The 13,123-nt window shown below is 59.0% G+C and carries 13 protein-coding genes; 1 reads left to right on the forward strand and 12 read right to left on the reverse strand.

Going from position 1 to position 13,123, the window contains the following annotated elements; genetic code table 11:
- Nucleotides 1–3: 3 nt before the first annotated feature.
- The 10 genes from CO671_RS22705 to CO671_RS22750 all read right to left on the reverse strand — a co-directional run bounded on the left by CO671_RS22705 (nucleotide 4) and on the right by CO671_RS22750 (nucleotide 9,763).
- A complete protein-coding gene (locus CO671_RS22705; RefSeq protein WP_097607824.1) occupies nucleotides 4–513 on the reverse strand; it encodes an NADPH-dependent FMN reductase in 510 nt (169 codons plus the stop codon).
- A 16-nt stretch (nucleotides 514–529) separates the two neighbouring features.
- Nucleotides 530–1,543, reverse strand: a complete 1,014-nt coding sequence (locus CO671_RS22710) for an ABC transporter permease (RefSeq protein WP_015341906.1) — start codon at nucleotides 1,541–1,543, stop codon at nucleotides 530–532.
- A gap of 12 nt (nucleotides 1,544–1,555) precedes the next feature.
- Nucleotides 1,556–2,524: an ABC transporter permease gene (locus CO671_RS22715; RefSeq protein ID WP_015341907.1), complete on the reverse strand. Its 969-nt coding sequence runs from the start codon at nucleotides 2,522–2,524 to the stop codon at nucleotides 1,556–1,558.
- On the reverse strand, nucleotides 2,524–4,083 hold the full coding sequence (locus CO671_RS22720; RefSeq protein ID WP_097607825.1) for a sugar ABC transporter ATP-binding protein: 1,560 nt from the start codon (nucleotides 4,081–4,083) through the stop codon (nucleotides 2,524–2,526). Before CO671_RS22720 ends, CO671_RS22715 begins: the two co-directional genes overlap by 1 nt.
- Before the next feature lie 506 nt (nucleotides 4,084–4,589).
- Nucleotides 4,590–4,988 (reverse strand): GFA family protein, encoded by a 399-nt coding sequence (locus CO671_RS22725; protein WP_028753485.1) that lies wholly within the window; start codon nucleotides 4,986–4,988, stop codon nucleotides 4,590–4,592.
- 2 nt (nucleotides 4,989–4,990) lie between these two features.
- Entirely contained in the window at nucleotides 4,991–6,202 is a 1,212-nt protein-coding gene (locus CO671_RS22730; protein WP_097607826.1) for an LL-diaminopimelate aminotransferase, read from the reverse strand.
- An 82-nt stretch (nucleotides 6,203–6,284) separates the two neighbouring features.
- Entirely contained in the window at nucleotides 6,285–7,454 is a 1,170-nt protein-coding gene (locus tag CO671_RS22735) for an ABC transporter substrate-binding protein (RefSeq protein ID WP_013984725.1), read from the reverse strand.
- A gap of 128 nt (nucleotides 7,455–7,582) precedes the next feature.
- Nucleotides 7,583–8,707 (reverse strand): LLM class flavin-dependent oxidoreductase, encoded by a 1,125-nt coding sequence (locus tag CO671_RS22740; RefSeq protein WP_097607827.1) that lies wholly within the window; start codon nucleotides 8,705–8,707, stop codon nucleotides 7,583–7,585.
- Between the two features lie 55 nt (nucleotides 8,708–8,762).
- Nucleotides 8,763–9,164, reverse strand: coding sequence for a carboxymuconolactone decarboxylase family protein (locus tag CO671_RS22745; protein WP_018328914.1), 402 nt, complete (start codon nucleotides 9,162–9,164; stop codon nucleotides 8,763–8,765).
- An 89-nt stretch (nucleotides 9,165–9,253) separates the two neighbouring features.
- Nucleotides 9,254–9,763: a flavin reductase family protein gene (locus CO671_RS22750; protein ID WP_013984728.1), complete on the reverse strand. Its 510-nt coding sequence runs from the start codon at nucleotides 9,761–9,763 to the stop codon at nucleotides 9,254–9,256.
- A 130-nt stretch (nucleotides 9,764–9,893) separates the two neighbouring features.
- Here CO671_RS22750 and CO671_RS22755 point away from each other — a divergent pair, with 130 nt between their 5' ends.
- Nucleotides 9,894–10,661, forward strand: coding sequence for an SDR family oxidoreductase (locus CO671_RS22755; protein ID WP_004130089.1), 768 nt, complete (start codon nucleotides 9,894–9,896; stop codon nucleotides 10,659–10,661).
- 374 nt (nucleotides 10,662–11,035) lie between these two features.
- On the opposite strand, the gene CO671_RS22760 is transcribed toward CO671_RS22755, so the two are convergent.
- Nucleotides 11,036–12,268: an alpha/beta hydrolase gene (locus tag CO671_RS22760; RefSeq protein WP_097607828.1), complete on the reverse strand. Its 1,233-nt coding sequence runs from the start codon at nucleotides 12,266–12,268 to the stop codon at nucleotides 11,036–11,038.
- Between the two features lie 108 nt (nucleotides 12,269–12,376).
- Complete coding sequence (locus CO671_RS22765; protein ID WP_088692725.1) at nucleotides 12,377–13,066, reverse strand: GntR family transcriptional regulator; 690 nt, start codon at nucleotides 13,064–13,066, stop codon at nucleotides 12,377–12,379.
- Nucleotides 13,067–13,123 lie beyond the last annotated feature (57 nt).

Raw genomic sequence — 13,123 nt, forward strand, 5'->3', positions numbered from 1 at the left:
GAACTAAACATGGCCCAGAGTGCGTGCGAGTTCGCGGTCGACCCGCGCCCGGAGTTCCGCAGACGGTGCCGAATCTGGAAAGTCGCCGTCCATCGCATAGATGAATTCACCGCGAACCTCGGCTTTGAAGAAGCCCATCAATGAGCGCAGGTGAGCCTCGACGTGCTGACCATGGGCTTCGGCTTTACCCGTTGCGAATATCAACACGGGTTTCCCCTGCAGGGCTGTCATTTCGAAGAGGTCGAAAAGATGCTTGAGAAGGCCGGTCATCGAGGACTTGAAGACCGGCGTGCCCACGATGAGGACATCTGAAGACTGGATTGCGTCAAGAACGTTCGCGAGTCCAACAGGAGCCTCAGAACGCCACAGGGTGGTTCCCAACACCGGGAGAACATCGACCAGGTCAAACAGATACCGTGGGTGACCGGGCGAGACGCTCGAGAGTGCGTATTCCCCGAGCGCCCGCGTCTTCGAGGGGCGCGAGACATTGCCAGTTATCGCGACAATCTTCAATTTGCCGGCCTTTCGATCAGATCTGGTTGCGGATATGCGGGGTACGAGCGTAGACGGCCACCATCGGCACGATCAGCAGACCCACGATCGCCTGTTGCGCGGCAAAACTCAGGCCCAGCCCAACCAGCAGGGACGTCATTACCGTCAATACGAGTACGCCGAGAACGGTTGCCCCGTATCCGCCTGCGCCTCCAAGCAACGAGGTGCCGCCGATCACAACGGCCGCAACGGTGGTGAAGAGATATGGATCTCCGACGCCAACGAATCCGCCGCCGGAAAACCCGAGCAGCAATACGCCCGTCAGTGCCGACATCGCTCCACTGATACCGTGAATGCTGGTCCAGACCTTGGTTTCGGAAATGCCAAGCCGTGCCGCTGCAGTCCTGCTGCCCCCCACCGCGTAGATGGAGCGGCCAAACCAGGTGTTGTACAGAGCCCAGATGGTCGCAAGCGTTATGAGCAGCCAAACCAGCACCACCGGCGGCAGGGAAAGCCCGAAGGTCTTCCCGTTGAACGCGGCGAAATTCCGGAGCCAGTTCGGTACGGGCGCGAAAACCGTGCCGCCGTAGTCGGAACCGATGGAGGTGTACAGCTGTACCGCACCGACAAATGCGAAGCCGACCCCCAGGGACATGATGAGAGCCTGGCCCTGCAGCCTGAAGCTCAAAAAGCCGTTCGCGACCCCGATTGCTGCTCCCAGGATAACGACCACTATTGCGGCCAGCCAGGCAGGCATGCCGGTGACCAACAGGCTTGGGAAGAGAATGTTCGCTCCCCCGATGACATAGGGAATGGAGAGATCAAGCGCGCCGACCATGGCACATAGCGTCTGTCCCAACGATGCAAGCCCCAGGAAAGCGGCAAGCAGCAATATCGAACGCGCGTTACGGGGGGAGATGAACCCCGGAACAAGGATCGTACCCAGCACGAGAAGTGCGGCAAGCAGACCAAAGCCAATCACGATGCTGCGCTGCAGTTTTACCGATCGTCCTGTTTGGCTCATCGTCTGTTCCGTTGCGAGTAAAGTCATTACAAGTCCTCCCTAGAAAGCCGGGCGCCGGGCCGTCATGAATACGTTGACGAGGAGCGATGCCACGAGGATCAGGCCGAAAGCCATTTGCGTCACGAACCCTGTCACGCTTCCGAAACTGAAGGCGGAAAGCAGGTACGAGATGAGGAACATGTTCAGCGCACCAAGCGTCGACCCCAAAGCCCCCCCTCTCCCGCCAGCCAGGTTTGCGCCACCGAGTACCAGGGCGGTAACTGCCTGGAGCGTGTAGCTGCTTCCCTGGGTAGGATCGCCCGAAGAGATCAATGCCGTATAGCTGAGCGCGGCAAGGCCAACGAAGACGCCGCCGAGGAGATGGGCGCAGATGCGTACGGTGTCGACTTTCACTCCGCTCGTGTAGGCCATCCGTTCGTCGGCGCCTGTCATGCGGAGGTGGGAGTAAAAGGTGGTCCGGCGCATAACGGCCCAAAGAGCGAACGCCGCCAGGACGATAATCAGCACCGGAGATAAGATCGTGGTTCCTGCTCCCCACGTCATCATCCAGTCCGGCGCGACGCCGCCGGGCCTTGACATGACCATGAGGTTCACGCCTGAAAGGACGAGGAAGCTGGAAAGCGTGACGATGATGGGGGCAACCCGGACGTAGATGATGATGAGCGCCTGCAGCAACTGGTACAGCGCGCCGACTGCTACCACCCAGCAAACCACCGCGAGTGGCGACGTGTAACCACTTGCCGAGAGCCAGCCGATCAGGGTGACGTTCACGAAACCCATCAAGGGGCCAACGGAAAGATCAACCGAACCGCGTCCTGCCATCACGATCGGTGTCAGGGCGAGCGTTGTGAGGATCAAAGGTGCTGCGACGATGATTGCTCCGCCTATTCCGGTTGCGGTGAACAGCCGCGGCGACAGCAAGGCTGCAGCGACGAGCAACACTCCGAAAAGAACGAACGGTACGGTCAGCGACCTGTCGAGCGCAGGAAATCCAAAACGTTGCGACATCAGTGTGCCTTTCTCTCTTTGGAGAATTCCATGGTGTCGGCAACCGAGCGGCCGAACATTGCAGCGAGAATGGTTTCTTCGTTGATGTCGGGGCCGTCGAGGGAGCGATGGATGCTCCCTTTGTGAAAGACATCGACGCGATCGGCGAAACCAAGAAACTCCTCGATCTCGCTCGAAAGGTAGATTACCGAGCCGCCACCTTCGGCAAACAGCCGAAGCTCGCGATACAGGTCGCGTTTGGTGTTGAGGTCCACGCCCCGAGCAGGGTCGTTAAGAACGATCACTCTGGGATCATTGGCGAAGGCGCGGCCGATCAGGACCTTCTGCTGGTTACCACCGGAAAGGGACGTAATCCGGTTGTCCGGGTGGCCGATCTTGACGCGGAGCCGCTCGACCTCCCGGGCAAACGTCTGCTTCAGCTTTTTCCGCCTGATGACACCGAACGGCCCCAGGTTCTTCTGATAGATACCGATGGCGAGGTTCTCGAAAATGCTCTGCTGCGGGAAAATTCCTTCCCGCTTCCGGTCTCCGGATACGTACACAATGCCCTTATTCGCGGCGTCGTCGAGCGTGCTGACTTTGACGAGACCGGTGCTTTCCCTATTCAGGATCCGGACCTCCCCTCCGAACGGCGAGATAATCCTTGCGACCAGTCGCACGAAGGCGTCCTGGCCCTGGCCGTCCAGTCCCGCAACGCCCACGATAGATCCCTGCGGAAGGACGAAGTCGAACGGTTGCGATGCCTCCTGGGGGCGCGCGCCATGGACGGAAAGAGCCTCCTTTCGATCACCCGACAGGCCCGGTGCAGACGTTGAAGCAGCGGCGGAAATTTGGCGGTCTTGAGGGGTCATCATGCGCAGGAGGTTGGCCTCGGTGATCTCGGATTTTTCAAGGACACCGACAGTGAAACCGTCTCTCAGTATCGTCGCCCGATCGGCGATACGGACCAGCTCGGCGATGCGGTGCGTGACGATGATTACCGCGCAACCCTCGGACCGGAGCCGATCGATCTCTTCGTGGAGGCGGACGGTCGCGTCGAGATCGAGTGCAGCTGAGGACTCGTCCAGGATCAAGACCTTGGGTTTCCTCAGAACGGCCCGGGCGATAACGATCCATTGCTTGATGCTGAGCGGAAGATCACCGACGTTCTGCCGGAGATCGACATGCTTTCCCACCAGGCGGTCCAGAAGGCTTTGCGCAACGCTTTCACGTTCCTTGGAGGATTTCCGAAGCGAGAACAGGTCCTCGCTTCCCACGAAAAGGTTGTCGAGGACACTTGCCTCATCCGCGACAAGGACTTCCTGGAAGATCGTAGCGAGACCAACCTCTTTGGCATCGACTGGCGAGGTGATGGACTTGCCAAGGATCAGCACAGATCCTGCATCGGCAGCGATAACGCCGGACATGATCTTCGCCATGGTGCTCTTGCCGCTGCCATTCTCGCCAACGATCGCGTGCACCTCTCCTGCCCTGGCCACAAAATCGCATTTCTTCAAAGCCTTCGTTTCACCAAACGATTTGGCAACGGCCGTCATGCTTACGGCGACGTCATTCGTCATGCCGATCCTCCCTCTAGGCAGCAGCAAATCGTGCCAGGACATCCGATGTCCGGGCCTTGCTGAATTGTAACTGCCGTCTTTTAAACGCTCCGAGAACTCGCTCGGTGAACTATAGAATGACAGATTGTCTGCTAATCTGTCAATAGTGTCGCCACGCCGATATCGGGATGTCGGGTTGATTTCGATGAAACCGGTTGGTCGCTCCGACGCCCTCAAAGTTACAAAAGCATGTTGTCACACAACTGACGTCGGTCGGAGGTTCTCGAGCGGAGTTCCGCCCGATCTGAAGCGATGTGGCAGCCATCGCGATCAGGACAGGACCAAAGCACTATTGAGGGTGTCCGGTAATCCGAAGAGGCAACCGTTTTGATTGGGGCATACGGAACATCCCAACCTCCGCGCGTCGAACGCGGCAAGTGCCATTCGATCATCCAGCCTTCCCCGCTGGGGAAGCGGGCAGATCGAACTCATCGTCGATCGGCCCTTGGCGCGCGCAACCGTGGAGATCACGGGAACTCTTCGAAGTTTTCCTTCGCGGGGTCGTGAGCAAGCCACGGCCTGGCGTGGGACAGCCAGACGTTGGACATAGGAACCGAACCAGGATCAGTGTCAAAAGTGCCTGCCCGCAGCACCTTCATCTCAGGGTTGGCAGGCCGTTCGGCATAAACGTGCGAACCACACCGTGAGCAGAACCACCTCAGTTTTCCAGGGGTCGACTCAAAGCTGTGAAGGACGTCCTCGCCGGAAATCAGCTTGAAGTTCTCACTCTTCACCTTGGCGGCAGTGTTATGATCGGCCGCATGGGACTTTCTGCACGTCTGGCAGAAGCAGTTCCACATCGGGCCGTCCAGTTCCGACACTTCATACTGTACCGCTTTACATTGGCAAGATCCGAGGATCGGCATCTTCAAAATCCTTTCATCGCTTTATCGAGTTGTGGCTGTCGCGCGCTTGCAGAAAGCCACCGCTTCAAGTTCCGTGCGGCCTGCCGGATCCTGTCTTCATTCTCCACGAAAGCCAGCCGTACGTATTCGTCACCCATCTCACCGAAACCGATACCCGGCGAAATCGCGACCTGTGCCTTCTCGAGCACGAGTTTCGAAAACTCCAGCGAGCCAAGGTGTCGGAAATGCGGGGGTATCTTCGCCCATGCGAACATCGTCGCCGCAGGAGCTGGAACGTCGAAGCCGGTATCGGCAAAGGTCTTCACCAGTGTATCTCTGCGCGTCCTGTAGATGTCTCTTGCCCGCGCGGCGTCCTCCCCGTCCGAGTTTAGGGCATGAGCGGCGGCGACCTGTATCGGCGTAAATGCTCCGTAGTCCAGGTACGATTTCACGCGCGTCAACGCTCGGATGAGCCGTTCGTTACCCACCGCAAACCCAACGCGCCAACCGGGCATCGAGAATGTCTTCGACATCGAGGAGAATTCGACGGCCACGTCGATCGCGCCGGGGACTTCGAGAACAGACGGCGGCGGGGGACCGTCGAAGTAGATTTCAGCGTAGGCGATATCCGACAGAACGATGAGATCGTGCTTCTTCGCGAAGGCGATGACGTCCTTATAGAAATCGAGCGTCGCGACGCGAGCGGTGGGGTTTGACGGGTAGCTTATGATGAGCGCCAGAGGCTTCGGTACCGAATGCCGCACCGCCATTTCGAGAGCTTGGAAGAAGGTCTCATCCGGCTCGACCGGTACCGACCTTATCACGGCCCCTGCCATGAGAAATCCGAACGTATGAATCGGATAGGAAGGGTTCGGACAGAGAATGACATCCCCGGGGGCGGTTATGGCCTGTGCCATGTTCGCAAACCCCTCCTTGGACCCGAGCGTCGCAACAACCTGGGTATCCGGATCAAGCTTCACATTAAACCGGCGGGCGTAATACGCAGCCTTGGCGCGGCGAAGCCCGATAATGCCCTTGGAAGCCGAATAGCGGTGCGTGCGCGGATGCTGCACCGCTTCGCATAGCTTGTCCACAACCCAGCTTGGCGTGGGAAGATCGGGATTGCCCATTCCAAGATCGATGATGTCGACTCCGGCCGCGCGCGCGCTGGACTTGAGACGGTTCACCTGGTCGAAGACGTAAGGGGGCAAACGCTGTATCTTGTGGAATTCCAACTTCTGGTTCCTTATCGTGGGTCCTCCGCGCCGACGGATGAAGCCGGCGCGGAGGTCGCGGGACAACTTGGGAGGTCGTCGATTACTTCTTCGGCCGCCAGGCCAGCGGATCTTCCGGGCGCTCGAAGTACTGTGCTGCTACGTCCGCGGGCCACCATGCATCGCCCTTGGGCTCGATCCACGCCGTGGAGTTCGGATCGCAATCTTCCGGAATTGCTTCCTTCACATCGTCGATCGTGTAGGGAAGAGCCGGTCGCAGGATCGACTGGATCTTCGGCCCCTGGCCTTGGAGCGTCCTCATCATCACGTCCCACACCAGGCGGGCGTCAGCCCGCGGCGGCCAGAAATGGAAGCTCTGGCTGATGAAGTCGGGATTGTTGCGCCAGTAGCACGCCGCCGACGCCTCGCCGCCGAGGACGATTGGCATCATGTCGCGCCCGGACTGCTGGACCGCGTTGACGACACCGTTTTCCGAGGCCGACTGGACGAGGATACCAGCGATTTCGGTAGGGTTGGTCGCGAGGAATTTCTGGACTTCGACCTGGGCGACCTGATCGGTCCACTTGCCGGCGACATCGCCCACGACGGTGATGTCCTTGTACTCGTCGAACGCCTTCTTGGCACCGACATTGAAGCTGTCGGATGATGCGAAGCCCGGGATGCCCGAAACCGTCAGCACGTTGCCCTTGCCGCCGATTTCCTCCGCCAGCCATTTCGCGGCCGTATAACCGCCCTGGGTGTTGTTTTCGGTCGCATTGATCGCGTAGGGCGATGTCACGTAACCCGAGAACGAGAACACCGGAACGCCCTTGGAGTGCGCGTATTCGATGGTCTGGTTGATGGCCGTCACGTTCGAGCAGCAGATGATGATAGCATCGACGCCGTCGTCGACCATCTGGCGCATCTGCTGGATTTGCGTCGCGTCCTTCAGGTCGGACTGCGTGACGACAAGCTCAGATACGAGTCCAGCCTCCTTGTATTTCGGAAGCAGAACCTCGTTCAATTCAGTGAGGATCTGGGCACGCCACGTGTTGCCTGCATAAGTGGATGCGTAGCCGATTTTCCATGGCGGCGGCCGCTTCGCCACAAAATCCTTGAGCGGCGTACCACCGAGGGGAATTGCCGGGTCCACGAGCTCGTAAAGCTGCTTCTGGTCCGGTGGTAGCGAGTCTAAGCCGTCCGCGAATGCGGCGGTGGTCATCAGGCCTAGCCCGGTGATCACGCTCAATGCGGTGTAAACCTTCTTTAGCATGTGTAGGGTCTCCTCCCCTCTGTGCATCCGCTACAGCAGTTGACGCCGTTGGCGTCGAGCCACGGAATTGGTGAAACGTGTTTCGATTTCGGATTGGTGGCGGGCGGCTTGCGCCGCCCGCCGAACGGTCAGTTCCTGAGGCCAGCCTGTCTCAGCAGGGGCATGACGCGGTCGTTGAAGAACGGCAACTCTTCGTTGTAGTCGACCATTGTGAGAAGCGCGCCGTCGACGCCCGTGTTGCTCAATCCGACGAGCTTGTCGGCGACCTGTTCCGGCGTTCCGACGATCGGGTAGCCGCCCCAGCCAGCGATAAAGCGCTCCTTGAACTTCTGGTACATCTCTGCCGAGTGGTTCTGTGACTGAACCTGAAGAACCTCGCAGATGTTTTCGCAGGCTTCCCAATCGCCCTTCTGGTTCACGTAGTAGTCGTAGTAATCCCGGGCTTCCTTTTCGGTCTCGCGAACGACGACCGGGCACGCGGTGAAGGTTCCGAGTTCGCGCTTGTATTCCTCGCGAGCCAGCTCCTTCACCTTCTTCACCCAGGCTGCGCCCGATTCCATGTCCTGCATGAAGCCGAAGTTGAAGTCGCAGAACTTGGCTGTGAAGTGCAGGCCCTTGCCCGACGAACCGGCGCAGATGAGGACCGGGCGACCCGTCTCCTTGTTGTAGGGCTTCGGCTCGCTGAACGCGTCTTTCACCTTGAGGAACTGGCCGTCAAAGGTGACGCCGTTCTTCGTCCACAGGGATTCGACGATTTCCATCCATTCCGTGGCATATTCGTAGCGGGTGTCGTGTTCCATCATCGGAACGCCGAACATCTCCATTTCCGGGGTAAACCAACCCGTCACCAGGTTCAGGCCGTATCGGCCCTTCGAAATGTTGTCGATCGTTGTCGCCATCTTCGTCGCGACGATCGGGTTCAGGGTCGGGATATGCGTCGTCGAGAAAAACTGCAGCTTCGTGGTCACGGCAGCCAGGGCCGCGGCCCACGTGAACGTGTCCATGTTCACGCCGTTGAAGTTCGTCGGCCCGCCGAAACCGCGCCATCGGGCGATCGGCACCATGCATTCCCAGCCGGCCGCTTCGAGCTTTTTGGCAATTTCGACATTGTGTTCGAAGCTCGGTTCGAACGTTGATTCCGCGGTGGTGATGGCGCAAGCGCTGGAACAATTCGTTCCGAATACGCCAAGCTTCAGCTTGTTGCCGTTAAACATCGGGTTTCCGGCGGCGCGGAAATCATCGCTGGTCGTCATATTGAAGTCTCCTCCACAGAGTTAGTCTGTTCCCGGCCCGAAAGCCGGGCACCGATTAGATACCCATGTCCTCGAAGACTTCCTGCGCGACGCGGAAGCTGTCGATCGCCGCGGGCACGCCGCAATAGATCGCGACCTGAAGGAAAACTTCGCGAAGCTCGTCCTTGCTGAGGCCGTTATTGATCGCGCCGCGAACGTGCAGCTTCAACTCGTGGGGGCGGTTAAGGGCGGAAATCATGCCAAGATTGAGAAGGCTGCGCGAACGGCGGTCGAGGCCGGGCCTGTTCCAGATCTCGTTCCAGCAATACTCGGTGACAAGCTCCTGCATCGGCCAGTTGAACTCGGTCGCCTTGTTTACCGAAGCGTCCACATATGCACCGCCGAGAACCTCCCGACGGGTCTGCAGACCCTTTTCGAACCGTTCACTGACGGGACGCCCATTCACTTGCGATTTCATATCGGTGGCAATAGTCACGGATCAAACTCCTCATTATCGGCCGAAAGGCATTTGGTGGATGTCATAGGCCGAATGCTCGGCCAAACGTTTCAGGCGGCAGCATCGATCAGCGCTGCCGATCTAACCAATTTCCCGTCCTCGTAGAGGAGCGGGGCAATATTCTCGATAAACCGGGCCTCGATGACTTCCCCGAGAACGACGTCATGGGTGCCAACGGAGACTGCGGAGTTGAGGCTGCAAACGAATGCGGCCTGGGCGTCGCCGAGGACGGGAACTCCGCCAGCCCCGATCCACTCACCATGAGCGAACCTCTCCTCTCCCTTCAGTTTTCCACTGAACAGCGGAACCAAAGGCGCATGGCTAAGATGCAGCATGTTGACTGCGAATTTCCCCGCCAGCTTGAGCGGGCCGCTGATCGAAGCCGATTGGTTGATGCAAACCAGGAGGGTCGGCGGGTCAGCCGTCACCGACTGGACGGCGGTTGCAGCCATGCCGTAACGGGCACCTTCCCATTCCGTTGTGATCAGGCAAATTGTCGATGTGAACCGGCGTAAAGCGGTCTTGAACGCCGCTTGCGCTGCTATCTCAGCACCAGCCATGGTTACCTCCCCCAAGTCATTCGTGACCCAAGATAAGCAGATTGGCAGACAATCTGTCAACACGTTTTATTGGTCATTGACAGATTGTCTGCGAAAATGTTTTCTCGGGGCACTGAAAGAGGAGACGATTATGGATCTGGAATCGAAAGTCTGTGTGGTGACCGGGGCTGGCAGCGGGATCGGGCGCGCAACAGCTGAACTGTTTGCGCGCCAGGGCGCTAAGGTTGGCGTCGTCGACGTCAACATCGATGCAGCACGAGACGTCGCCCGAGAAATTGGGACGGATGCGATCGCGTTAAAAGCCGATGTGTCTTCCTCCGCCGAAGTCGAGGCGTTGGTCAGGTCAGTTAAGGAAAAATGGGGGCGTATTGACGTTCTCGTCAACAACGCGGGGTTCGGAATGACGGGAAACGTCACCACCATCGCCGAATCCGACTGGGACCGGATCATGGCGGTGAATGTGAAGGGGATCTTCCTCTGCTCGAAATACGTGGTTCCGATTATGGCGGAACAGGGCAACGGATCGATTATTAACACGACCTCATACACCGCCGTGTCAGCCATCGCCAACCGCACGGCCTACGTAGCGTCGAAAGGCGCGATCTCGGCACTCACGAGAGCCATGGCACTGGACCACGCAAAAGACGGGATCCGCGTCAACGCTGTCGCCCCCGGGACGATCGACTCGCCCTATTTCACCAAGATTTTTGCGGAAGCGGCGGACCCACAAGCCCTGCGGGAAGACTTCAACGCCCGTGCAGCCTTGCACCGGATGGGCAACCCGGAAGAGATCGCCGAGGCGATGCTCTTTCTCGCTTCGGACCGCTCGCGGTTTGCGACCGGAAGCATTCTCACAGTCGACGGAGGATCGTCGATCGGGAACCACTTGGTGCGCTGAAGCACATAGGTGCTGGCGGGTGCCTCCTACTTGACCACGGGAGGCATTTTTACTGTGGTACTACGTGTCGGAAACACAGAGACCCGCGGTGGGGAAAGATAGAGATCACGCGCAAAGCTGCGTGATCAAGACCCTGCGATGAGACGTCGCTACGGCGCTTTATAGGCGCATCGCCGCGCCTGATCCTTCCCCCAGATAGCGGGAATTTTCCCAATTCCACACCGGAACTTCTCGGGAGCGCGTGAGGGATGCCGCCTGCGATGCCGGCCGTGTCATCGCCGGGACGCCAATTGCAAAGCCTCGGTATGCGCCCGCCCGCTTTCGCATGCGATCGCCCGGCGGCTGCACCGGGCGACGAGAGTCAATCCAACCGCTCAGCGAGCGGCGTGCCGTACGAAATCGAGCCCTTTGATAAGATAGCTCCGGAAGAAGTTCGGGTGTTCGCACATTGGAAAGTGACCTAGTCCGCCCATAACGAGGTGGAGGCATCCTGGAATAAGTTCGGCGAGCTTGGCACCGTCGGCCGGCGTGGCTGAGTAGTCATAGTCGCCCGAGAGCAGCGCCACCGGGGTGCGTGACGGGTCAATGCGGGGAGCTGTCACTGCTCCGTCGAACTCGTCGCTGTAGAAGGAAAGATCGCCTGGGTAAACTCCGGGTGCTCCCTGCGAATAGATCCAGCTTGACCTCCTGCGCTCCCCCGCGGGGCTCAGTGGGCTCATGATCCCTCTGACATATGCCGAGTTATGAAGTGAGCCGTGTACGTTTACGTTGTGCTGGTAGGGGTTCCGTCGTCCCTTGGAGCGGAAAGGTGGCTCGATCGCCACGATCCCGAGGATATGCTCCGGCCGTTCCGCCGCGAGAACCAGCGACATTGCCGCGCCCATGGACCCACCCGCGACAATCGCCTTTTCGCGAACCACCTGTTCGAGAATGGCCGTGCACCATTTCAGGTAGAGCGATGCCGTGAGCTTGTAGAGTGCTCCGTCCCACGTCAGCGGCGGCATGGACCGACCGTGGAATGGTAGGTCAACCGCGATCAGCCTGTAGCTTTTCGCAAGCTCGGTGTCCGCCAGCTGAGGCATGAATTGGCGGCTATCTGCTCCGGCGGTGTGAAGAAACAGGACCGGCACCCCCTCACCTGCTTCTTCGTAATATATTTCATGGGGGACGTCATCGATATTGACGACGGCATACTGCCCCCGAATTTGACGCAGGTCGCGTTGCGCACGCTCCGCTTTCATCTCGGGGGACGTGACGACGAGCTCGAACACCCGTTCGAGAGCCGGGCGTGCTTTCGCGAGGTCGAGCGGTGAGCCGGCGATCTCGAAGAGAGGGTTTGCAAGCTGCAACGCCGTGAAGGAGTGAAAGGTAGCCGGCGGCGGCGTCATCAGAACCTGATCCCAGGCGTCCGTGGTGGCCCTCACTGTCACCTGGGGGTCACTGCTTTCCCCCGAGATCTCCGCGCCGCCTTCAGCGAAATCGAGGGCGATCACCTGATCGCCGACGTAGAAGGCGATCTTTATCGTCAGGTCCGGAGTGAGCCGGGGCAATTCCTGATCCCCAAGAGCCTCCGACATGCGGGACCGCAATTCATTAAAAATGCCCAAAGCAACCTCCCTGTTCGAACGAGCGCCAGGCCGCACGCGTCGGCAGCGCCATGACTTCGAATAAGCAGATTATCAGACAATCTGTCAATACCGGCTAATGCCGCTTCTTCAATCGCCGTCGTTTTCAGAGGTTTTACGCAGGTAGTCCAACGCGACCTTGGCCGCCATATCGATGTGGTACTTGCAGGCTGCGGCGGCTTTCGGTCCGTTTCGGTCGGTAATGGCCGCAGCGATCTCCTTTATCTCTTCCACACTGTGGTTCAAGCGCCCCGGCTGCGTCATCGACGTCATGCGCAGGAGCGTCACCCGATTGTGGAGCGATGTCAGCATTTGCTTGACGAAGACGTTTCCGCTCCCTTGCATCAGGCAGTCGTAAAACGCGGTTTTCGCCTTGATGAGCCTGCTACCGCCGCCGTTTGCCGCGGCTTCCGCAAACTCAGCAACCGCCTCATTGAGTGTATGGATATCCTGGGCGGTTCCGTTTTCAGCGAATTCCTTTCCAGCATAGCTCTCGAGCAAAGCCCTGACGCTGTAAAGCTGAGCGGCTTCTTCGTAAGTGATAGTGCTGACGACGGGGCCGCGGTGCGGATAGCTGGTAATGAGGCCCTCGGCCTCGAGTTGTCGAAGCGCCTCGCGGATTGATGTTCGTCCGACACCGATCGACTCGCAGAGTTCTCGCTCAACGAGGCGCTGACCCGGCTTGAAACGGCCGCTGGATATCGCCTGCCGCAGTTTATCTTCTACCTGAGTGCGCAAAGTGGCACTCTGCCGTGCAATCTGTAAATCCATATCACCCATGGGATCCAAAAGTCCGTTTTACCAAGGCCGGAACCGGCCGCGCAAGTCATGGTACTA

Origin of the sequence: Rhizobium sp. M10 (genome assembly GCF_002531955.1) — a bacterium.
In the GTDB taxonomy this organism is placed as follows: Bacteria; Pseudomonadota; Alphaproteobacteria; order Rhizobiales; family Rhizobiaceae; genus Rhizobium; species Rhizobium etli_C.